We start from the raw sequence: 20,787 nt of genomic DNA on the forward strand, positions 1-20,787 counted from the left end.
CATCCATGACCTGGCCCCGGGGAGAGGCCGCCCGCCCAGACCCTCCCACAGCACCGCCCGCCCAGGTCCCGCCGTCTCAGCATCCGAAGGAGAAGCACCGCCGTGGACACCACCACAGCCGTCACCGCCGAGCAGGACGTGTCAGCCGCGTTCCGCGCCCAGGCCGTACCGCCGCTCCCGGTGCAGCCGTCCGGCACCGCCGTGAACCCGCTGCCGCTGCACTGGTTCCAGAAGGACGCCGTCGCGGCCGCGGTGCGCGAGGTGAAGGACGGCGGCCGCGCCACCGTGGTGGCCGCGACCGGCTCTGGCAAGACCCTGATCGCGGCCGGCTGCGCCCGGCGGCTGGCGGCTCGGGGGCGGGTGCTGGTGCTGGTGCCGACGATCGAGCTGCTGGAGCAGACCGCCGAGGCCTGGTCGCTGCGGGGCGGTCGCCGCGGGCTGGCCGTCGCGGCCTGTTCGCGGGAGGAGGCGCTGGAGAGCGCGGAGGCCGGCGGCCGCGTCCACGCCCAGGTGACCACCCAGGCCGCCCGGATCGCCGACCTGGTCGCCAAGGAGAAGGCCAGCGAGCCGGTCACCGTGTACGCCACCTACGCCTCGCTGGAGCGGATCGTCGAGGCACACCAGGCCTGGGGCCTGGCCCAGTGGGACCTGGTCGTCGTCGATGAGGCACACCGCACGGCCGGTTCGGACGGCAAGGCCTGGGCCGCGATCCACGACGACGCCAAGGTCCCCGCCGCGCGCCGGCTGTACTTCACCGCCACCCCGCGGATCGCCGACGACCGGCGCGCGAAGGACGGCCTGGCCGACCTCACCGCAGACGCTGACGGCCAGGACCTCCCGGTGCTGTGCTCCATGGACGACGAGACGATCTACGGCAAGACCGTGTTCACCTGGACCCTCGGACAGGGAATCGAGCACGGCTACCTCGCCGACTACCGGGTGCTCGTGCCAGTAGTGACGGACGAGGACCTGCGCGAGCTGCTCAACCTCCCCGCCGTCGCGGACCTGCGCTCCCAGCGCAGCAACGAGGAACTGCTGCGCCTGGCCCTGCAGATCGCGGTGTTGCGCGCGGTCGCCGACCTCGGCCTGCGCCGCGTCATCACGTTCCACTCCCGGGTGTCGGCGGCGCGGGAGTTTGCGAGCACCCTGCTGGGCGCCTCGGAGCTGCTGGAGGACACGGAGCGCCCGGAGCGAATCTGGGCGAAGGCAGTGGCCGGCACCGACCGGCTCAAGGACCGCCGGGCCGCGTTCGCGGACTTCAAGGCCCACACCGGCGAGGACGGCGAGGAGTGCGGAATCCTCTGCAACTCCCGACTCCTGACCGAGGGCATCGACGTCGCCGCCGTGGACGCCATCTGCTTCGCCGATCCCAAGTCGAGCGTCATCGACATCGTCCAGGCCGTCGGGAGGGCGCTGCGCCAGTCCTACCGGCAGGGCAAGGTGTCCTGGGTCATCATCCCCGTCTACTTGCCGACGCCGGAGGTCGGCGACGACACGGCGGCAGCAGACCCGGCCGAGGTCCACGACGCGGGCGAGGCAGTGAAGGCGGAGGCCGACGCGGAGATCGAGGCCAGCTCGTTCCGGACGATCTGGCGGGTCCTGCGGGCGCTGGCGGCGCACGACGCCCGGGTGGTCGGCCGGATCACCGAGCTGCGCGCCAGCCGCTCCCAGGCCCAGCACACCACCGCGGCCAAGCCGGCCGAGGGCGAGGCCGCCGAGGCCGGGGGAGAGGGCGAACAGCAGCCGGCCCCCATCGAGTCGCCGATCGAGTGGCTGAAGATCAATGCCCGGCACCACGCGGCGCAGATTCTGCAGACCGTGAAGCTGCGGGCGTTCAACCCGCGGGCGGTCGAGTGGCAGCGGATGCACGCCGTCGCCGCCAGGTTCCACATCGAGCACGGCCACCTCGACCCCACCGACAAGGCGAAGCACGCCGAGCTGATTTCCTGGCTCACCCGCCAGCGCCATCTGAACGGCCAGGGCCTGCTCGACGCCGCCCGGGTGTCCGAGCTGGACGCGCTCGGCATGATCTGGTCGAAGAACGCCAACGCCTGGGAACGCGGCCACGCCTACGCCACCGCCTTCCACCACCAGCATGGCCACCTCGCGATCCCGGCGACCGCGAAGCTCGACGACTACGCGGTGGGGGCGTGGATGCGCCGCCAGCGTAAGGCCGAGAACCTGACCAAGGACCAGGTCGCCAAGCTCGACGCACTGGACGAGCTGTGGCGCCTGGAGCCGGACTGGAACAGGTCGTACCGCCGCCTGCTCGCCTACCTTGCCGCCGGGGGCACCCTGGACGGCCCGGCCAACCGCACCGGCGGCGAAGCGGACCCGGCGTTCCGGCCCGGCACCTGGCTGCGCAAGCAGGACAAGGCCCGCACCGAGGGCAAGCTGACCGAGCAGCAGACCGCGCTCCTGGACGCGCTCCACCGGCACGCCGAGACCGTCGCCGGCTGACCGGGCCCGGAGCTCCGCCGCCTGGCCCGCGCCCCCGTTCTCTGGTCCTCGTGCCGCAGCGTCCTCCTCGCAACACAAACCGTAAGTCGCCTTGCACGCCGGCCCCGGAGCCGTGGAGGCACTGACTACCCCGCGGCCGCCACTACCAGACGGCGGCCGCCGTCGAACCGCCACCCCGTCGGAAGCAACCCCTCGCCATGACCGGCCCCCTGCCGATGCTCGGAGACCACCGCACCGACCCCCTCGACAACCTCGCCTACCAAGCCGGACATCGTGCAGGTCACGCACGCACCGGCCCACTTCTGGCGGCAAGCCACCGATGACCACCACCTTGCCCGCTGCGCCGGTCTCGGACGAGGGCGGCCAGGCCGCCGGCCACCACCTGCCGGACCGCCTGGTGAGGGTGCTGGCGCTGGCGGTGGGCCGTTCGGTGTGGCCCACCGGCCGACAGCTTCCTGCAAGCACTCGACAGCTGACCAGCAGGGTTGACGTTATGCTGTCAGGCGGTCTACGGGCCGTGTATGGGGATTATGGGGGGACCATGGGTAGTGATGGTGTCGGGGCGGGGTTCGGTGCCCACCCGGAGAAGCTCGGGGACGCGGGCGACAAGCTGGTCTCGGCGAGCGGGGACGTGAGTGGCGTCAAGGAGACCCTGGGCAAGTTGAACATGTCCGACCCTGCCGTTTTCGGTGACTACGCGGGTGACGCGGCGAAGGCCTTCTGGTCGGCGTGGCAGGACGAGCTGCAGGTGAACGTCGACGCACTGTCGGACCTCGGCGGCAAGGTGCACACCACCGCGGCCAACTACGCCCAGGCGGACCACGGTGTCCAGCAGCAGTACCAGCAGGGGGCCTGACCGTGCCGGATCACGACGCACACCCGCTCGGTGACGACAAGGGCGGCAGCCAGCGGCAGCGGGCCGAGAGGCTGAAGAAGACCATCGACGAGTCCCACGGCATGTGGGGCGCGGGCGACTTGAAGGACGCCGTGCACGACGCCCTGCAGCTGCCCGCTCCCAAGGGCGACTCCGGCAAGCTCGGCGAACTGGCCGCCGCCTACAACACGGCGAGCAGCCAGGTGGACCAGATCCAGATGAAGGTGGCGCAGGTCAGCTCGCAGCATCTGCCCGATGCCTGGACCGGGCAGGTCGGTGAGAAGGCGGCCGAGGTGGTCAAGGCCTCCGCCGACGACCTGGGGCGCTGCCGGGACATGCTGGGCAAGGGCCGGGACCAGCTCAAGGCACTTGCCGCTGCGCTGAGCGAGGCGCAGACCCTGCACGGGCAGGGAGCCGCGCCGCTGAGTGAGGCGCTGAATCTGCTGCATGACATCACCGTCTCGGGTGCGCCGGACCCGTTTCACTGGGACGACGACAAGATGCACCGCGCCCACGCGAAGGCGAAGGAAGGCATCAAGTCGATCTACGACGCCGCGGTGAAGGCGGAGAACGCGGGCCGCGCCGCTTCGCGCGAGCTGAACGCGCTGGCGGACAAGGCCCTGGCGGGCAAGTTCAAGAACAAGGGGCTCGGCGCGGAGGACAAGCTGGTCATCGCCGATGCCGCCCTCGACGGCAACCAGGGCAACGGTGGCATCCTCACGGCCAACGATGTGACGCGGGCGGGCCAGTTCATGGACAAGATGAGCGACGCCGACCGGGCCCGTTTCGACCAGTTGCTGGCCGGCAGCAAGTCGGCGAGGAGCGCGCCTACTTGATGAAGGCGCTGGCCGCCGGGCACAGCTACGACGAGATCAAGGCTTTCGACGACCAGATCCACGCGCACGGCGACGACCCCCGCTGGCTCACCGAGCGGATCGCCCCGGTGCAGCTCGAGGCGGTCTCGTCCCAGACGGCGGGGACCGGCTACAAGGGGGTCGGCTGGGACCAGGGCATGCACGATACCTGCGTGGCGGCGTCGACGGTGACCGCCCGGGCGATGGTCGACCCGCTGTTCGCCTTCCAGCTCACCACCGGCGGTCACCCGGACGACCCGGCGTACGACAACGGCCCGGCTTCGAAGGAGCGATGGGAGAAGGAGACCAACCGGGTCTACGACACCCGCTCCGTCATGCACCTGTGGAAGGGCGGCATGTGGGACTGGGAGTCCCAGGACGTCGCCGACGACGAGATCGCCAAGCACACCGGCGCGGACTACCACACCGTGGACCTCGACAGCCGCGACAAGCGCCAGAACGCGCTGGCCGAGATCGAGCAGAAGATCGACGAGGGCAAGCCAGTCCCGCTGTCCGTCCACGGCGGAACCTTGTTCGACCCCCACGGCCACCAGATGATGATCATCGGGCACCGGGGCGACCAGCTGGAGATCTACAACCCCTGGGGCTACACCGTCTGGGTCAGCGAGAGCGACTTCATCAACAACCACATGCAAGGCGCGTCCGACGACAGGCACCCCGAAGTCCGAAGCGTGCGAATGCCCAAGTGAGGCCTGGATTGAGCACCCCCCAACCCCAGAGCGACAGCCAGCTGGCCCAGCTGGACGTCGAGATCCTGCTGCGCTTCGGCCTACCGAACCCGGGACCGCACCGCTCCACCCTGTTCGCTGACGGCGCGGTGGCCGCCGCGATCATGGTTGACCGGCTCGGCGTGCTGCCGCGCGCCCTGGTCTTCCTCGGCGAGGTGGTCCGCTCCGGTGGCACCCGATTCGCGGCCGAGCTGCCCGAGCCGCTGCCCGGCCCGGCAGCCGACGTGGCGCGCGGCTGGCTGACGGCGGCCGCCGTGGTCGTGCAGAACCCGATGGGGGACCAGCTGGTCGCCCGCTGGCTGGATGCGGTCGCCGCCGTGCTGGCGCTGCGCGTCACCCACCGAGAGGCGAACTCATGAAGCGGCGGCGGTGGCGCCGAGTCCTGCTGACGGTAGCCGCGGTGCTGGCTGTCGCAGCCACCGTGGGCGCGGTGGCCGTCCACAAGATGACCACCGGCAAACTCGACCACGGTACGGTGTTCACCCAGACCTCCGGAAAACTCACCGTCAAACCTGGGGAGTTGTTCTCGATCGAGGTGTTCGCCTACCGGGAGGCGGGCGACAACTGGACCATGGCCACCCCAGCCCCCGACCCGGCCACCGTGCAGGCCACCGGCGACGAGTACGTCGACAACTTCGGCATCAAGGACATGCCCGTCCTCGGCGGAACCGGAAACCTCGGCACCGGCGGCCACTACTACTTCACCTTCCGCGCCCAGAACCCCGGCAGCACCACCATCACCCTGCACGTCGCCTACCGCGACGAGCTCGGGATGACCTTCTCCGGCGGCCCGCAGCAGACCAAGCGCCAGTTCACCATCGACGTTCACTGAGCCGCCTGCGGCGCGCCCGCTACCACGGCCCGGGGCCGAAATCCGCACCGGCACCACCGTGCCCGCTCCGGTCGTCCCGGCCCGAGCAGCGGGTCCGGGGCTACGAGGATTTGCACCGGGGCCGCTGCGGCGGTGGCCGACACTCCGGCAAGCAGGCCGGCCGCTTCCGTCGCCGTTCCGGTCGCACGTAGGTACCACCGCAGACGCCACCGTGGGCACCACCGCAGATGGCACCGCAGCTGCCACCGTAGACACCTCACGGTGCCAAGCGGTCAAGCCGATGCCTCGTACCGGCCGGTGTAGCCTTCGGCCTATTCGATTCCAAGTGGGGTGGCCCCGTGGTTGACGTGACACGAGTGATGGAGTCCTTGGCTGAGCAAGGCGTGACGGTCCTGTTCAAGACTGATGCCGAGCGTATGCGGGACGGGACGAAGCCCTGGACCTTCGTCGCGAGCGGGGCCCCATTTCGAGACGATCTTCTGGTGCGCACGGACGCGGTGTCCGTGGAGGCATGTCTGGAGGTCTGCCTTCCGCGGCTGCGCGAGTACGGCCTGGTGATCCCTGATTGACGGCGTGATGCAGATGGCGGGGTGGACGGTGATTCGACTCCCCGAAGGGTCGTGGTGGGACTGGGACGTCGTTGCCTGGGACGTCGGCCAGTTGCGTCTGGGCGCTGGCCATGACCTGACCTATCACCACGGGCTGGAGCTGGTCTTCGGCGACCCGGTGTTCGTCGTGTGCCCGGCCACCTTCCACGATCCGGTGTTCCGTGCGCCGACACCAGACGAGGTCCGGCTCGTTACCGGGCAGGTCGGTGAGACGCCCGCCGTGTTGGCCGCCTTCGAGGCTGATGCGGGTGGGCCTGACCCGGCCCGCGGCCTGATCGCGGCCGGACAGCTCGACATCGTGCAGGGAACCGTCTTCCGGTACTGGCGCGAGAACCTGACATCCGGGGAGCGCCTGGCTCCTTGGGTGAGACCGCCGACGGCGTAATCGTTTTCAGGACTATGCGGCCGCCGAACCCACCGTCTCGCCCGAGATCGGGAAGGCGGCCTGTTCGTCGAACAGCCGGCGGTTCTTGAGGCAGTGGTAGAGCTGGCCGAGCATCCGGTTGAACAGGGTTGCGTTGGGCGGCGGCGTGCCAGTCTCCGTGGTCGTCGCGGCGGCGTCGGTAGTGGGCCTTGGCGCCGGGGGAGGCGGTGATGGCGGAGAAGGCCCAGAGGTAGCCGGCGTGGTTGAGCCGGTAGTTCTTGACCCACCTTCGGGTGATGCTGGACTTCTTGCCGGAGGCCCGGGTGACGGGGGATGCGCCGGCGTAGGCCTTGAGGCCGCGGGCGTCGGCGAACCGCTGCCGGTCGTCGCCGAGCTCGGCGAGCACCCGGGCGCCGAGCTGAACACCCAGGCCAGGGAAGCTGAGGATGATCTCGGCGTCCGGGTGCTGGGGAAACGATTCCTCAACCGCTTGGGCGAGGCCGTCGGCGGCCTTCGACGCGGCTTCCAGCTGGCCTAGGAGGGCGAGCATCTGCTTGCCGAGCGCGTCCTCGACCAGGGCGGGCTGGTGAGCCCACTCGGTGCGGAAGGCCTCGCGTAGTCGCTCCACCTCCGGTTCGATACTGCGCTTGCGGCCGGCCCGCTTGAGCGCTGCGATGATCTGGGGGCGGGTCAGGCGAGCGGCCTGGCGGGGGGTGGGGGCGAGTTTGAGCAACTCGCGGGCTTCCGGCCGGCACAGGCCGTTCTCCCACTTGGCGAACGCCTCCAGGGCAGCGGGGTAGTACTCGCGCAGCAGCGAGCGGAGTTGGTTGGCGACCTGCTGCCGGTTCCAGATTGCGTCCTGCTGGGCCCGGGCGAGGACGGTGATGGCGCGGGCCAGGTCGCTGTCGTTGGGCAGGGATCGGTGGGCGTGCATGTCGGTGCGCAGGATGTTCGCTAGGACCAGGGCGTCGCCGGGGTCGGATTTCTTGCGGGAGACTGCATGCCGGTCGCGGTAGCGGGCAGCGGCCATCGGGTTGATCGCAAAGACCTGCCGCCGCCCGGTCCGCAGCACCGTAACCAGCAGGCCGCGCGAGGTCTCGATCGCGACCGGGATCGGGTTGTCCTCGGTGTCTCCGTACTCGGCGAGCAGGTCCAGCAGCAGCTTGTAGCCGGCTGCGTCGTCGGTGATGTGCCGCTTGGCGAGGAGCTGGCCTGTGTCGTCGACTAGGTGTACTGATCACGGAGGTTGGTGACAGGGCTCACGGCGTGGTGATCTTGAAATGAGTGAGGGCCTTCTGGCTCGGTGTGGATTGCGACATCTGCACCTCAGCCAGAAAGGCCCTCATGCCACACCGTAACGCACCGCTGACCGAGACCGGACGCCTGCGCCTGGCCCGCTGCGTGGTCGACGACGGCTGGCCGTTGCGGCGGGCCGCCGAGCGCTTCCAGGTCTCACCCACCACGGCCAAGCGCTGGGCGGACCGCTACCGGGCGCTGGGCGAGGCCGGTATGAGCGACCTCTCCAGCCGCCCGCACCGCAGCCCCCGGCGGACCCCGTCGCGCACCGAGCGGCGGATCATCAAGGTCCGCGTCCTGCGCCGCTGGGGCCCGGCCCGCATCGCCTACCTGCTGCGGCTCAACCCAGCGACCGTGCACCGCGTGCTGACCCGCTACCGGCTCGCCCGCCTGGCCCATCTGGACCGCGCGACCGCCCGCCCGGTGCGGCGCTACGAACGCGCCGCACCGGGCGAGTTGGTCCACGTCGACATCAAGAAGCTCGGCAACATCCCCGACGGCGGCGGCCACAAGGTCCTGGGCCGTGAGGCCGGCCGCAAGACCCGTTCCGGCGCGGGCTACAGCTACCTCCACAACGCCGTGGACGACCACTCCCGCCTGGCCTACAGCGAGATCCTGCCCGACGAGCGCAAGGAGACCGCCACCGCCTTCTGGGCCCGGGCAAGCGAGTTCTTCGCCCGGGCCGGGATCACCGTCCAGCGCGTGCTGACCGACAACGGCTCCTGCTACCGCTCCCGGACCTGGCGCGATGCCCTCGCGGCCGAAGGCATCACGCACAAGCGAACCCGGCCCTACCGGCCCCAGACCAACGGCAAGGTCGAACGCTTCAACCGCACCCTGCTCGACGAATGGGCCTACGCCAGGCCCTACCGCACCGAACAGGAACGCCGCGACGCCTACCCCGCCTGGCTCCACACCTACAATCACCACCGCGGACACACAGCACTCGCAGGCAAGCCACCCGCCAGCCGCGTCCCCAACCTCACGAGTCAGAACAACTAGGGCGACGTCGTGCGTTCGTTCGGCCCAGTCGATGCCGCAGTAGATCAAGTTGTTCCCTCCCCAGGGGCACGGATGTTTGCGCTGGTCACGAGCACATGCGGGCCACGCAGCGACCTAATCCCAGGACTCGACCACCGGTCGGTCCGCCACCTCACTAGCCGTTCGTGGCACCAGCTCGCCCCACGGGCCTCGGTCTTCTCGGGAGCTCGGATGGCTCGCGACTTCGAAGAGGTCACCGCGGGACGGGCTCGCACCACCAACACCAACGAGCGATCGTGCGAACGGTGTTGACTGTCCTGGACTACCTCACCAACCTGCTCGCCGAGCGAACCGTCCTCATCTGGTCCTCCAGCGACCTCGACCCCCTCTACGGAGCATGATCGCTCTCGGGCTGGTGCTCTCCGCGCTCACCGGCGACCCGCGCGCACTGCTGGTCCGCGAGGCGTGGACGGGGATGCTCGGCGGCCTGATCGGGGTCTGGCTGCTGGCCTCGGTGCTCTACGGGCGGCCTGCGCTGATGGTGATCTTCCGCTCGTTCGTCCTGGTCAAGGCGGGTGAGGACGGCCTGCGGGCGTGGGAGGGGCGCTGGGGCGAGGGCGCCGGCTTCCGGCACAGTCTGCGGGTGCTCACGGCCGTCTGGGGTGTCGCGAGCCTGCTGAACGCGTTCGCTCAGCTCGCCTTCGCCTACCTGCAGCCGACCGACCGGCTCGCCGCCGCACTGGCCACCCGCACCACCGCAACCTCCACCACCGACTTCCTCACCACCGCCCTCCCTCCACGCCCTGACCATCGGCCCATCGAGGAGGAAACCCCGATGACCGCCTCCCGCCCGGCGTCGTGGCCCTCCCCCCTCGAGCCCGCCCTCACCCGGCGCATCTACGCGGTACGGCGGCGGGAGGCCGCCCGCCCCGCCGTCCGGGCGGTCTTCGAGGCGCTGGCCGATGCCACCGCCGCCGAAGTACCGTCCTGACCACGCAGTTTGAGCAGACCCCGGCGATCGCGGAAATTTCTTCGAGCCCACCTGCAACCCCTGCGGGGGATGCACGTCTATCTGAGTGAAGGCGCGGGGAACGGAACCGACGAGTTCGGGGGGCCAGCACCGAGCGCCTTCGAGCAACGCACCACACCTCACCATCGGCATCGCAGCTGAAGGAGCGCGCCCTTCAGCTGACTGTTATCTCCGCTGTCGTACAGACCTGTACGCAACTCAACTCTTTGGGGGAAACCATGAACCGCACCGTCAAGCGTGCCGCTGTGCTCGCCGCCGCCTGCTCGCTCGGCCTGCTCGGCGTGTCGAGCGCCAGTGCCGACGTCACCCCGCCCACCGGGCAGAATGTCTACGGCGTCCCGAACCTGAACTACTGCCACGGGTGGCTGAACACCAACTGGAGCCCGGTCCGCGAGGCCCAGGCCGTGGTGGGCGCCGACACCCCGACCGGCGTGGCGGTCACCTGCACGGCCCAGCTCTACGACTTCCAGGCCGGCCCGACCGGCCAGACCTACACCGTCACCAACGGCGGTTACGCCGCTGGCGGTTGGGTCAACGACAACACCGGCGGCGACTACAAGTACGTCTGTGTCAGCGAGATGGATGTCTACCTGGCCACCCACGCGGTGTCGGGCAACTACGCCGGCTGCAGCTCCATGTACTGAGCCTGCCTGAAAGGCAGTTGACCACCTCCGCCCCACCCGCACGGCACCACGCGGGCGGGGCGGAGGTTCTACCCAGCGCCCGCCCTCGACGGCCCGGGCGAGCCCGTGCGCGACTCAGCCGCCCTGTCCCAGACCAGCGCCGTTCCGTTCTCCCGCTCCCTGTCCTCTGACAGGAGATCTTGACCATTTGCCACTGGAGTTTGACTGGCCCCGCTGCCCTTCGATGGCAACTCGGCCCGTAGGCGGCCTGAGCCGTCAATCCTGCCGGTCGGCGGCGAAGGCGGCGTGGCCTGGATCGAGGGCGGCCTCAAGTCGCTGCCGGAGTTCTGGTGGGCAGGCGGGGTTGGCGGCCACTTTGCGGCGGACCCCGCGCGATGGGTCTTCGGCGAGCGCCGTGAGCACATCGAGCGGGAGGTTCGGGTTGCCGGCCAGCCAGCTCCGGTTCTCTGTGGAGGCGGACATGGCCGCAGCCCGCATCAGCTTCCGGTTGGTCGTCCGGTACAGGGCCCACCAGCGGACGTGGTCCTGCCTACTGAGCGCCGCGGCGTTGACCAGCTTGGGTGGCACTGCCGGGTTGAGGATGACAAAGACCCGCACCTGCTGGTCCGGGTCGCGTGCGAGCTCCTCCAGAAGGTCGGCGGGCGTACTGGGGTTCGAGGCCACGGCGGCGCGGATCTGCCACTCGTCGCGAGCCGCCGACCGCAGGGCCGCTATGTCGCTGGTCCGGCCGACGGCACTGCGCCGCACGTCCGAGACCGGATCGTCGAGCATCTGGTCCACCAAATCGGAGGGTGTACCGGGATGGGCGAGCACCGCGACGCGGACGTCGGAGGCCGGGCTGGCCGCCAGGGTGCGCAGAAGGCGTTCCGGCAGGTCCTCCCGGAGACGCGGCCCGGTTCGCCGGCCGTAGTCAACGATCCACTCGTCCGCGTGGTACCACGCGGGGGCCTGGAGCATCCGTTCGCAGCCTGGTGTGAAGACGGTGTTGCAGGGCCGCTGTTCTTCCATGGCGTCCTCCTGCCGGTGGGCGGACCTGAAGCTTAATGTCAGTTAGACGATAACAGCTTATCGTCTACTAGACGATAAGGGGCTGCTGGGACGCCCTCGCCGCCGTCCACAGGGCCAGTCACAAGCCAGGACTGCGTGTGAGTTCTCGGTCTGACGGCGTAGGTGCTGAGTGATCTGGCGTGCTGCCCCGTCGATTGGATGAGAAAACCGGGCGATGCGCTGAGACAGCTTCTGAACTGCTGGTATCGGGCTTGGCTGAAGGATGTCCGTGGCCATGGGTCCGACCGGTGGGCCGCCGGCGGTGTTGGTCCCAGGGGTGGGGTCGGGGCGGGCCGACTGCCGCGGGGCGTCGCGTGAGCGTGTATTTCCGGGTTCCGTGATTGCTGTTGCGGGTTCGTTGGTTTTATCGCGGAGCTGGCTTGACACGTAGAGCCGAGCGCAGGTCGTCGCTGGTCAGGCGTCGTCGTTGTGTCCGACGCGGATGGTGGTGAGGCGTTCGAGGGTGATGTTCTCGTCGCCCTCCCGCATGGCGTCGACGGCGGCCTGGCAGATGAGATGGGACAGGTGTTTGAGGTAGCCGCCGGTTCGCTTGTGGAGGTAGGCCGCGTGCTGGGTGAGGGCGTGCTCGCTGAGGTTGTGCAGGCACAAGTTGTCCTCGAACCCTTTGAGGACCTTCAGCGAGGTCTTCTGGTCGGCTTCGTGGCAGTGGATCGGGTCCAGCCACGTCACCGACAGCTCGCTGCGGACCGGCTCCTGCTTCGACGGATCCGGCTCTGGCAGGCCGGCCTTGGCCCGCTGCGTCTTGACGCGTTCCCGCAGGTTGGTATCGGCGTCCCTGTGGTTGTCGACCCGGACGCGGGCGGCCTGGACGATGTCGGCCGCGCCGGTGCCGCAGAAGATGGTCGCCACCCCGTGGCGGCTGCGAAGGTAGTCGAAGTAGTGCAGTGCCGGCCCGAGTTGGTCCGGGGTGGTGCGCTGGATGTCGTCGATGAGGAGCATGCGGGTCCGGGCACGTGCCAGGACGTGGGTGACCGGGTGGGTCAGGTCCGGTAGGCGCTTCAGGTCGAGGAGCGCCCGGTCGTCCTTGGGCGGCGGGTTGAGGCCGAGGAAGCAGGCGATCTCCCAGACCCAGTTGACCTTGCCGTCGGTGTCGTGAGGCACGGTGATGTGCACGACCGGGATCCGGCCCGCTTCCTTCCCCTCCACCCAGGCCTGGTACTCACGTCCGATCGCCCGTAGGAGGAAGGTCTTGCCGGTTCCCGCGGGGCCGTCGATCACCGTGTCGAGCGGACCCTCGGTTCTGTGTTCGTTGCCGCGGAAAGTCAGGGACGCTCGGAGCAGGGCTCGGTCGAATTCGGGGTGGGCGACGAGTCGCAGGTGGCTGTTGTAGATCAGGCGGGCGTTGTTGGTGGCGAAGGTGTCGAGGTTCGGCTGCTCCACCTTCTCGCGCACGTACCAGTTCCAGTCGTCGAGGGTGAACAGGTTCCGCAGTCGCAGCGGTGCGGCCTCGGCGTGGGCCAGGATCTGCTCTTCGCGCGGGGTGCGTTGTGTGGTGGCGGCCTTCATGCGGGTTCCTCAGGGAAGGTAGCGCGGCTGGGGTAGAAGCTGTGTGTCTCACCCGCCCAGATCCGGGACGGGGCCGTCGGGCTCCTTGGCGTCCTGGCGGCCGTCCGCGGGGGCCCGCGGGGGATGAGCCGCAGACGGCCCGATGGGGTCGACTTGTCGGCGGCGGGCGGTGGAGGAGTCGGGAAAAGCGGTGATCGTGTTCAGGTCGATGTCGGCCAGCCCCGCATATGGGTCGGGTTCCGCCGCTGGGGCCGGGACGTCAACCAGGAGTTGAGCGATGGCGACCGTGGGTGTGGAGGGCACTTCGCGTCCGCGGACGGGCAGGGTCGGGTAGGCGGTGATGGTGTCCAGGTCGACGTGGGGCAGGTTCGTGTACGGGTCCGCGGGGGTGGTGTCCTCGACGTCCAGGGGCCTGCCCTGGAAGGGATGATCGGGCCCGTCCGCCGGGCGGGGCCCTTGCGGCTGCGGGCGCGGCGTTCCCGCAGGGCCAAGGCGAGTGAGGCCTCGGCGACGGTGTCGATGCGCGCGCACGGCCTCGGCGGTGGGCTGGGCGAAGATCGTGCGGATGGTCGCGGCCACCATCTCCGTCGCCTCCTTCGGGATCACCGGATGGCGTCCCGTGGAGTGGTGTAGCAGGGATCTTGGAGTAACCCCTGGTCATGGGGCAGCCATCGCGCAACTCTCTGAGTAGAAAGGCGAGTTCACTCGGGAGGTGCGCGATGGCCTTGTCTCAGTCTGACCTACTCCGCCTCATGGAGTCACTGCGTACGGCGGACGGAATCGAGTTGATCAGGGTCCTGGCTCAGCGGATCCTGCAGGAGCTGATCGAGGCCGAGGCGACCGCCCGGATCGGCGCGGAGCCGGGCGAGCGCACCGAGGCCCGTACCACCTGGCGCAACGGCCACCGGGACAAGACGCTCACCACGCAGGCCGGTGACCTGGAGCTGGCGCCGCTACACCTCCAACAGCGCGGTGTGCAGGCGGGGCCAGACACCGGCTTTTTTGGTCCAGTCCCAGGCGGCGCCAGGCGGTCACGCCCGAGCAACCCACCGTCGGTGCCGGTACGTCACGCCATGCCACACCCTTGCGCAGCACGTAGATGATGCCCGCCAGTGCAACCCGGTCAGGCACCCGAAGCCGGCCTGGGTGCTGGCGCCTTCGTTCGGGCTGTGGTGGCAGTAGTGAGGCTATGCGCTTCCACAGGTCCTCGGGGACAAGATCATCGGACACCTCGCAGACCCTGCCGACGAAGATCGCCAATTCGTCCTGGGCGGCCGCGCGCCGGGGGCCGCGGGCGGGGTCGGCACGGTGCGTTCCTGGTCGACCGAGACCGAGTTCCTGCTGCCGGGCGGCCGACGCAAGGTGCGGCCGGACGGTGTGTGGCAGGCCCCGGAGATCGCGGTGCCGGTGTTGATGGTCGAGGTCGACCGCTCCACCATGGCCCCGGCCGACGTCGCCGCGAAGTCCCCCGGTACCGCGAGCTGTTCCGCACCAAGGTCCGCGACAACGACCCGGCCCTCGCCGACCGGGAGTTGGCCGACCGGACGGTGCACTGGTGGCGCCGCGCCTGGCCCGAGCACGCCCGCGCCGGGTACCCGCCGGTCGCGCTGGTCGTCACCGACGCCGGACCGGTCGCGCTGGAGGGCCGGCAGCAGGCCGTCGCTTCGTCGACTGCTGGCGCGGCCGGTGGTGTCGGGTGGTCCGCGACGACAACGACGGGTGGCGCGAGTACGACGACGCCGTGCCCATCGTCGCGACCACCCTGGAGCTGCTGGCCACCCGCGGGCCGTGGATCCCTGCGGTTCCAACGTCCTGGTTCCTCATGGGCCACGGCCGGATGATCTCTCCTGGACCGATTCTGCGGTTGGACGCAACAGTTCGCGGCGCCTGTCCCGTGTATTCGGGCGAGGGTGCGCGCCGCGCACCGGAAACCCCTCAGGAAAGCAGCGAGGCCGCATGTCACCGGAGTTGGAGCAGTCCTTCGACGAGTTCGTCGCGGGCCGGTACGCCGCGCTGCGTCGCACCGGTTACCTGCTCTGCGGCGACTGGCACCTCGCCGAGGACCTCGTGCAGATCACCCTGGTGAAGCTGTACGCGCGATGGCCGCGGCTGCGGGAGCCGGAGTCGGCGGCCGGCTACGCCCGCACCACCCTGGTCCGTAACTACATCGACACCCGGCGGCTGCGCCGCTCGCACGAGGTCGCGGCACCGGAACTGCCTGACTCACCGGCGTCCGGGCCGGCCGGCGCCTCGGCGGACCCGGAGCGGCGGCTGGCGCTGCTGGCCGCGCTGGCGCAGGTCACCCCGGCGTACCGGGCGGCGCTGGTGCTGCGGTTCTGGGAGGACCAGACGATCGAGGCGACGGCGGCGGTCCTGCGCCAGAGCACCGGCACGGTGAAGTCCAACACCAGCCGGGGACTGGCCCAACTGCGGGCGATCCTCGGCGACTCGCTGCACGAGATCGCGGCGGACTGAGCACGTGACGCGCACGGACGAGAACACGGCAGAGGAGAGGAAGACGGGATGACCCGGGACGATCCGGCGCTCGACGCCGACGAGATGGGCGCGCTGTTCCGTTCGGTGCTTGACCAGGCAGAGCCCGCCACTTCCCCGGGGCTGCTCCCCGAGGTCCGCCGCTCCGGCGGGCGGCTGCGGCGCCGCCGCCGGCTGACGGCGGCAGGCGCCACGGTGGCGGCGGTGAGCCTGCTGGCCACGGCGGGCTGGGCAGTCAACGGACGGACCGCGGCGCAGCGCACGACCGTCCCGGCGGCTCCGACGACATCGGCCACGTCCAGCACCCCGGTGCCCACGTCCTTCCCGCCGCCGCCACCCAACACGGACCAGGCTGCACACGCGGCGTGGGAGCGGCAGGTCAACACGGCCGGGCACCAGGCCCTGCTGAAGGTGTTCCGTACTCACCTGCCGACCGACTTCACCAGCGTGTCGGACGGCGACGGGACCTGGCGCTCAGCGGTGTTCGAGTTCACCAGGAAGGACGGCGGTGCCGTGGGAGCGTGGCGGGAGGACGAGATGTACGCCGACAGGGAGAGCGGCCAGGCCTCGCCCTGCGAGACGAGCTCGAACCGGACGGGCCCGGTGCCCCCCGTCGGCAAGGACTGTGTGAGCCGAACGCTGCCGGACGGCTCGGTCGCCTGGGCCTTCCACCCGCTGAACCCCGGCCGGGGGCAGTGGAGCGCGCTCACGGTAGTGACCCCCCAGAACAGGAAGTACGGCCTGGACTTCGACCGCAACGGCAAGCCCCCGTTCCAGCCGACCGACGAGACCGTCGCCCTCCCCCAGCTACTGGACCTGGCCGCCGCACCGGGCTTCCTGGAGGCGATTCGCGACGGCTGGTACTACAAGGCCACGCAGCCCGCCGGATGAACCACCACCGGTGCCAGGGAGCGCGGGGGCGTCCCTGGCACCGGCGGCCCGCGACCAGGCGAGTATCGGACAGCAGCGAGGCGCTCCAGAGGCGCGCGGCTGCGCCCGAAATCTGCGACGTCCCGAGCGTTCCCCTGGGCAGACACGAACTCCACGGCCAGGACGCCACCCTGGAACGATTCCACGTCGACCGCCAGCTCGAAGAGGCTCTCGGCCACGGCCCCGAGGCGACCAGGCGGCGAAGCTGGACGGGCTGGACGAGCTGTGGCGCCTGGAGCCGGACTGGAACCGCTCCTACCGGCGCCTGCTCGCCTACCTCGCCGCCGGCGGAACCCTCGACGGCCCCGCCAACCGCACCGGCCTCGGCGACGACCCGGCCTTCCGCCCCGGCACCTGGCTGCGCAAGCAGGCGACGGCCCGCACCGACGGCAAGCTCACCCAGCAGCAGACCACCCTCATGGACGCGCTCACCCGGCACGCCGAGACGGATTGTTTGGGCTCGGCCCGAGGACCTGGCTGGGCATCGCAACGCTCGCCGTTCCCCGGATGGCGAGACCGACTGGGCGGAACCCTCCACGAATACCAACATGCCGCGTGACCAGGCCGGATGATTTATCGGCACCCACACTGCCGAAGTCGGCAGCGGGGGCGGGCTCGACCACCCGGAACGCCGAACATCCGACAGCGTGGAGAGGTTGGCTGACGGATCCCGCCGGAGCCGTCGACCAGGCGGTCGGCCGCCGCCGACAGCTCCGCCCGCGAGAAGGCGGTCGGCACCAGCTCGACCCGCGCCGAGGCCGCGTGCCGCCGGACCGCCTTCGCGGCCCTCCGCGCCACCTGCCGGTGCTGAGCGGTATCGGGGCTGCGGCCACGACCGGCTCGGCGAATCGACGGTCTGTCGGCTCGCAGCTCGCCTGGGAGAAGATCGTGGCCGCGGCCGAGAGTCTAAGTTGGGCACACGCAACCCGATCCCGATTGGCACTGGTCAGATGGCTTACCGCTCCGACACCGTCCCGGCTCGCTCATCCTCGAACGCGCGATGGCCGCGGCTCACCACCATGGCGGTCCTGACCGTCCCGATTGGACTGGCCTGCACGGGCTACGCGTTCTGGGCCCATGGCCACTACGTCGGCGGACTGTTTTGCGTTCCCACCCCCGCGATACCCGTGTCCGCACGGGTCGCAGCATGGGCCGGCCCTGCCATCGGCATACTTGCCGCGCTGTTCCTCTCCGTGCTGCTGTGGGCCGCGGTGCGGGACAAGAACACCACGGCACGGCCTCTCAAGCTGCTGCTGATGATCATCGCGCTCATCATCGACCTGCTGCTCATCGCGCCGGAGGTGTCCAACCTTCACTTGGTCCTTCCGGACTTCAAGCCGCACAAGGTCACCGCCAGCTTCTGCAAGGAGGGCCACGACTACCAGGATCCGCGGAGCCCGTGATCATGTCGCCGGCCGGCCGCACTCCGGAGCGAGGTGCGGTGAAGTCGCGCCCGGTCCGGTCCGGTCCGGGACGAACACCGGCTTGCGGGCCCGGCACGTCAGGCCACGGCGCCGACGACGGGTGACACGGTAGGAACTGCTCCTCGGCCGGGACCACCGTCATCCACCTTGGCTTCAGGGGCGCCTACGGCGTCCCGCGCGTGTATGCGGAACTGCGCCGACGGGGTCGCGCCGAGTTCAACGAACCGGCGGAGGAGGGCCTTAACAGTCCGGCGTCGGCTACGTCCTGGCAGTGCCCAAGTCCCAATTCAGCGTGGGCTGTCCACGCATCGACTGGCTGTTTGCCCAGGCCCCGGCCGAGGCCTGGGAGCGGATCTCATGCGGAGATAGCGCCAATGGACCGCGAATCTACGACTGGGCGGCCATCCGGCTGCCCGCTGCAACGGAGTTCGACTACCAGGACGAGACCCCGGTCCTCGGTGCCGCCGTTCGGGCCGGCCTGGGCGAGGCCTCGGCCGCCGTCCCTGGACCTCCGCCTCGCCACGGTCCGGTCGGGCTCTGCGCGAGGCCACGTGCTGCTCCCCGCCGTCCCGGCCGCCGTCTGTGTGCAGTCTCAAAAAAGATGCAACTTTGCTGAAGCTGTGAGCTGCAGGTTTGCAGATTGGCTGAGACGCTGATTCTGAGTCGATCATGGCAAGGGCGTGTCGGCGACGGTCGAACCCGACGCCGAGAGGGCGCTGATTGGCGGGGCATTGGTGCAGGTCGTCGGAGTGTGCTCGTGGTTTTGCAGGTTGGTTGAGACGTTTGGCAGATTGATTGAGACTCCATGGGCGGCCTGGGACGGGCCCGTCCCAGGCCTGCGCGATGCGGTGTGGGGTGTTGATCGGGCTGCTGGGCCGTGGCTGCTCGCGGTCCTCGGCCTACCCTGGGCGGGCTGAGCCGGTCTGGGGGGTGGACGTGTGGCTCAGTCGTCCTCGGGGGCGTCTGGGTCGTCGGTGGGGGGATGTCCATGGGGGCAGCCGCGCGCTCGGGTGGTGGTTTCGGGCGTGGCATGCTGCCTTGCATGATCGATACTCCCGATATCGACGCCTCGGGCGGGACTTGGTCGTTCGCGACCGCGCGCGAGCCGGCCGAGTTCCCCGGGGTCGAGGTCGAGGGCGTGCCCGGTGTCGAGCACGCCGGGGGAGCAGGCCGTACCCTGTGCGGGATCCGCGGCCGGTACCTGAAGCTCTTCCTGCACCACTTCCAGCCCCAAGGCCTGGCCTCGTGCCGGAAGTGTCGAGCGCTGGCCGAGGGGGCGCCGTCGCGGCCGTGCGGGCAGGAACGCCTGCACGACCTGCTCCTCCAGGAAGCCGAAGACGGGCCGCTGCGTACGGACCTGCTCGCCGCGCTGCGCCGGGGTGCGCGGATCGCGATCTGGATCACCGGCCCGGCGAAGGACCTCACCCGCTTCCACTCGCGGATCGACCGGATGACGGAGGAGGCCGACCCGGCCGCCGAGGCGCTCGCAGCGGCCAAAACCTCCATCACGCTGGCCCGCATCGAGGACGCCGACCGGCAGTACCTCGTCGTCCTGCCGCCCGACGGCCGCGCCTGCATCGCGCGCGGGGCGAAGGATGCCCCGCCCCGGGCATAGCTCAGTCCTCCTCCGACTGCCGTCGCCGGGCCGTCGCTATCCTGCTGCTCCGCCAGCGTGCTGACGCGGCCGGGACGAGCGGGCGGCGAGGCGTGCGGTGGCTACGCGAGTCCCAGGGCGGAGGCGCTCCATCCGAGGGCCTCGGGTGTGTGCCAGCGCGGCCGGGCGCCGCCCGACTGGGCTATGGCCTGGCCTGTGATGAAGGCTTCCTGGTGTCGTGGGTTGAGCTCGCGGACTCGCTCCCACAGGGCCCGCGCCTGGGCTTCCTGGGCGGCGCTGACCATGAACTCCATCAGGTCCTGGGCGAAGTCCCACGGCCCGAGCAGCGCATCGGGGGCCGTGCTCGCGATCGACCGTGGATCGTCCGAACCCGAGAACCACGGCAGAGCCGTCTCGTGCAGGTGGTCCGCGAACCGCTCGAGGTTCGCCAAGCGCCTGACGGGGTCGGTCAGCACGGCGGAGTGTGTGCTGGACATGTCCAGGAAGCTGGACGCGCACACGATCGACTCCACCGAGGCCGGCCTGGTGACGGTCAGGTCGAGATGGGACCGGCGCCAGGCACCGAGGCCGTCGTCGAAGACGGTCAGGCTCTCGACCCTGAACTCGATCAGCTGCCCGGCACGGTTGTACTTGCTCTTCGCCAACCCGATCATCTCGCGGCGCCCTGCCGTTCGCCGTTCCAGCGCGAGCCGCGATCTGACCCAGACGAACCCGTCCAGCATCTGCGCCAGGCAGGCCGCTGCGGCGTGAACGACGTCAGCGGGCTTCTCGGACGTGATGAGGCGAGCGACGAGGTCAGGCTCTGGCGAGATCACCAGCACATGATGCTGCAGGCACAAGCGGCGGCTTCGTCCGGGGACCGCCGGAGGCCTCCGGGGCGTGGACGCGTCCGTGACGGTCGAGGTCGGCGAAGGTGGCGGCGCTCTGCGGCGGGACGTTTTGGAGCGGGTCAATTCGACGGCATTACCGGAAAACCGCCACCGCAAGGTGCGACCGGACGGGGTGTGGCAGGCCCCGGAGATCGGGGTGCCGGTGTTGATGGTGGAGGTCGACCGCTCG

19 protein-coding genes and 4 pseudogenes are annotated in these 20,787 nt (G+C 70.1%); 17 read left to right on the forward strand and 6 right to left on the reverse strand.

From position 1 onward, the window contains the following. Positions 1 to 102 precede the first annotated feature (102 nt). The 8 genes from O1G21_RS40360 (at position 103) to O1G21_RS40395 (ending at position 6,762) form a co-directional block, all read left to right on the forward strand. Positions 103 to 2,460 carry a DEAD/DEAH box helicase gene (locus O1G21_RS40360; protein WP_270151716.1) on the forward strand — a complete coding sequence of 786 codons (2,358 nt, stop codon included), beginning with the start codon at positions 103 to 105 and terminating at the stop codon, positions 2,458 to 2,460. A 541-nt stretch (positions 2,461 to 3,001) separates the two neighbouring features. Beyond that, the gene (locus tag O1G21_RS40365) at positions 3,002 to 3,316 is read left to right on the forward strand and encodes a WXG100 family type VII secretion target (protein WP_270151718.1); all 315 of its coding nucleotides are present in this window, start codon (positions 3,002 to 3,004) and stop codon (positions 3,314 to 3,316) included. Positions 3,317 to 3,318: 2 nt separating this feature from the next. Next, positions 3,319 to 4,170 carry a hypothetical protein gene (locus O1G21_RS40370; protein ID WP_270151720.1) on the forward strand — a complete coding sequence of 284 codons (852 nt, stop codon included), beginning with the start codon at positions 3,319 to 3,321 and terminating at the stop codon, positions 4,168 to 4,170. Further along, a complete protein-coding gene (locus O1G21_RS40375) occupies positions 4,167 to 4,898 on the forward strand; it encodes a cysteine peptidase family C39 domain-containing protein (RefSeq protein ID WP_270151722.1) in 732 nt (243 codons plus the stop codon). The genes O1G21_RS40370 and O1G21_RS40375 overlap by 4 nt, the downstream gene beginning before the upstream one ends. 8 nt (positions 4,899 to 4,906) lie before the next feature. After that, positions 4,907 to 5,296, forward strand: coding sequence for a hypothetical protein (locus O1G21_RS40380; protein ID WP_270151723.1), 390 nt, complete (start codon positions 4,907 to 4,909; stop codon positions 5,294 to 5,296). Positions 5,297 to 5,337: 41 nt separating this feature from the next. Continuing rightward, positions 5,338 to 5,769 carry a protease inhibitor I42 family protein gene (locus O1G21_RS40385; RefSeq protein ID WP_270151725.1) on the forward strand — a complete coding sequence of 144 codons (432 nt, stop codon included), beginning with the start codon at positions 5,338 to 5,340 and terminating at the stop codon, positions 5,767 to 5,769. 338 nt (positions 5,770 to 6,107) lie between these two features. Further along, positions 6,108 to 6,338, forward strand: coding sequence for a hypothetical protein (locus O1G21_RS40390; protein WP_270151727.1), 231 nt, complete (start codon positions 6,108 to 6,110; stop codon positions 6,336 to 6,338). A 4-nt stretch (positions 6,339 to 6,342) separates the two neighbouring features. Beyond that, positions 6,343 to 6,762, forward strand: coding sequence for a hypothetical protein (locus O1G21_RS40395; RefSeq protein WP_270151729.1), 420 nt, complete (start codon positions 6,343 to 6,345; stop codon positions 6,760 to 6,762). A gap of 12 nt (positions 6,763 to 6,774) precedes the next feature. Here O1G21_RS40395 and O1G21_RS40400 read toward each other — a convergent pair. Continuing rightward, positions 6,775 to 7,975 (reverse strand): annotated as a pseudogene (locus O1G21_RS40400) (IS110 family RNA-guided transposase); the annotation flags it as partial. Positions 7,976 to 8,085: 110 nt separating this feature from the next. On the opposite strand from O1G21_RS40400, the gene O1G21_RS40405 reads away from it, so the two are divergent. The 3 genes from O1G21_RS40405 (at position 8,086) to O1G21_RS40415 (ending at position 10,692) form a co-directional block, all read left to right on the forward strand. After that, on the forward strand, positions 8,086 to 9,039 hold the full coding sequence (locus tag O1G21_RS40405) for an IS481 family transposase (protein WP_270151731.1): 954 nt from the start codon (positions 8,086 to 8,088) through the stop codon (positions 9,037 to 9,039). Positions 9,040 to 9,415: 376 nt separating this feature from the next. Then, positions 9,416 to 10,009 carry a VC0807 family protein gene (locus O1G21_RS40410; RefSeq protein WP_270150647.1) on the forward strand — a complete coding sequence of 198 codons (594 nt, stop codon included), beginning with the start codon at positions 9,416 to 9,418 and terminating at the stop codon, positions 10,007 to 10,009. 257 nt (positions 10,010 to 10,266) lie between these two features. Continuing rightward, a complete protein-coding gene (locus O1G21_RS40415) occupies positions 10,267 to 10,692 on the forward strand; it encodes a hypothetical protein (protein WP_270150648.1) in 426 nt (141 codons plus the stop codon). Positions 10,693 to 10,947: 255 nt separating this feature from the next. On the opposite strand, the gene O1G21_RS40420 is transcribed toward O1G21_RS40415, so the two are convergent. The 3 genes from O1G21_RS40420 to O1G21_RS40430 all read right to left on the reverse strand — a co-directional run bounded on the left by O1G21_RS40420 (position 10,948) and on the right by O1G21_RS40430 (position 13,848). Further along, entirely contained in the window at positions 10,948 to 11,700 is a 753-nt protein-coding gene (locus O1G21_RS40420) for a variant leucine-rich repeat-containing protein (protein WP_270150649.1), read from the reverse strand. 453 nt (positions 11,701 to 12,153) lie between these two features. Then, positions 12,154 to 13,266, reverse strand: a complete 1,113-nt coding sequence (locus tag O1G21_RS40425) for an AAA family ATPase (protein WP_270151733.1) — start codon at positions 13,264 to 13,266, stop codon at positions 12,154 to 12,156. 48 nt (positions 13,267 to 13,314) lie between these two features. Next, positions 13,315 to 13,848: a hypothetical protein gene (locus O1G21_RS40430; protein ID WP_270151735.1), complete on the reverse strand. Its 534-nt coding sequence runs from the start codon at positions 13,846 to 13,848 to the stop codon at positions 13,315 to 13,317. 137 nt (positions 13,849 to 13,985) lie between these two features. Here O1G21_RS40430 and O1G21_RS42015 point away from each other — a divergent pair. After that, positions 13,986 to 14,216: pseudogene (locus O1G21_RS42015) on the forward strand (transposase); the annotation flags it as partial. A gap of 12 nt (positions 14,217 to 14,228) precedes the next feature. Here O1G21_RS42015 and O1G21_RS40440 read toward each other — a convergent pair. Beyond that, positions 14,229 to 14,496: pseudogene (locus O1G21_RS40440) on the reverse strand (transposase); the annotation flags it as partial. A 726-nt stretch (positions 14,497 to 15,222) separates the two neighbouring features. Here O1G21_RS40440 and O1G21_RS40445 point away from each other — a divergent pair. The 5 genes and pseudogenes from O1G21_RS40445 to O1G21_RS40460 all read left to right on the forward strand — a co-directional run bounded on the left by O1G21_RS40445 (position 15,223) and on the right by O1G21_RS40460 (position 19,728). Further along, complete coding sequence (locus tag O1G21_RS40445) at positions 15,223 to 15,741, forward strand: SigE family RNA polymerase sigma factor (protein ID WP_270151737.1); 519 nt, start codon at positions 15,223 to 15,225, stop codon at positions 15,739 to 15,741. 48 nt (positions 15,742 to 15,789) lie between these two features. Then, positions 15,790 to 16,650 (forward strand): hypothetical protein, encoded by an 861-nt coding sequence (locus tag O1G21_RS40450; protein WP_270151739.1) that lies wholly within the window; start codon positions 15,790 to 15,792, stop codon positions 16,648 to 16,650. A gap of 1,058 nt (positions 16,651 to 17,708) precedes the next feature. Beyond that, a complete protein-coding gene (locus O1G21_RS40455; RefSeq protein ID WP_270151741.1) occupies positions 17,709 to 18,092 on the forward strand; it encodes a hypothetical protein in 384 nt (127 codons plus the stop codon). A gap of 265 nt (positions 18,093 to 18,357) precedes the next feature. Next, positions 18,358 to 18,546: pseudogene (locus O1G21_RS42020) on the forward strand (IS701 family transposase); the annotation flags it as partial. 609 nt (positions 18,547 to 19,155) lie between these two features. Further along, a complete protein-coding gene (locus O1G21_RS40460) occupies positions 19,156 to 19,728 on the forward strand; it encodes a hypothetical protein (RefSeq protein WP_270151743.1) in 573 nt (190 codons plus the stop codon). Between the two features lie 101 nt (positions 19,729 to 19,829). Here the strand turns inward: O1G21_RS40460 and O1G21_RS40465 are convergent, their stop codons facing one another. Then, positions 19,830 to 20,567: a hypothetical protein gene (locus O1G21_RS40465; protein ID WP_270151745.1), complete on the reverse strand. Its 738-nt coding sequence runs from the start codon at positions 20,565 to 20,567 to the stop codon at positions 19,830 to 19,832. Positions 20,568 to 20,787 lie beyond the last annotated feature (220 nt).

The organism is Kitasatospora cathayae (genome assembly GCF_027627435.1).
Lineage (GTDB): Bacteria > Actinomycetota > Actinomycetes > Streptomycetales > Streptomycetaceae > Kitasatospora > Kitasatospora cathayae.

Coding starts and splice junctions, on each gene's coding strand:
- O1G21_RS40410 (WP_270150647.1), top strand. CDS start 9,416: ATGATCGCTCTCGGGCTGGTGCTCTCCGCGCTCACCGGCGACCCGCGC.
- O1G21_RS40405 (WP_270151731.1), top strand. CDS start 8,086: ATGCCACACCGTAACGCACCGCTGACCGAGACCGGACGCCTGCGCCTG.
- O1G21_RS40430 (WP_270151735.1), bottom strand. CDS start 13,848: ATGGTGGCCGCGACCATCCGCACGATCTTCGCCCAGCCCACCGCCGAG.
- O1G21_RS40365 (WP_270151718.1), top strand. CDS start 3,002: ATGGGTAGTGATGGTGTCGGGGCGGGGTTCGGTGCCCACCCGGAGAAG.
- O1G21_RS40420 (WP_270150649.1), bottom strand. CDS start 11,700: ATGGAAGAACAGCGGCCCTGCAACACCGTCTTCACACCAGGCTGCGAA.
- O1G21_RS40455 (WP_270151741.1), top strand. CDS start 17,709: ATGGCGGTCCTGACCGTCCCGATTGGACTGGCCTGCACGGGCTACGCG.
- O1G21_RS40450 (WP_270151739.1), top strand. CDS start 15,790: ATGACCCGGGACGATCCGGCGCTCGACGCCGACGAGATGGGCGCGCTG.
- O1G21_RS40425 (WP_270151733.1), bottom strand. CDS start 13,266: ATGAAGGCCGCCACCACACAACGCACCCCGCGCGAAGAGCAGATCCTG.
- O1G21_RS40445 (WP_270151737.1), top strand. CDS start 15,223: ATGTCACCGGAGTTGGAGCAGTCCTTCGACGAGTTCGTCGCGGGCCGG.
- O1G21_RS40415 (WP_270150648.1), top strand. CDS start 10,267: ATGAACCGCACCGTCAAGCGTGCCGCTGTGCTCGCCGCCGCCTGCTCG.
- O1G21_RS40460 (WP_270151743.1), top strand. CDS start 19,156: ATGATCGATACTCCCGATATCGACGCCTCGGGCGGGACTTGGTCGTTC.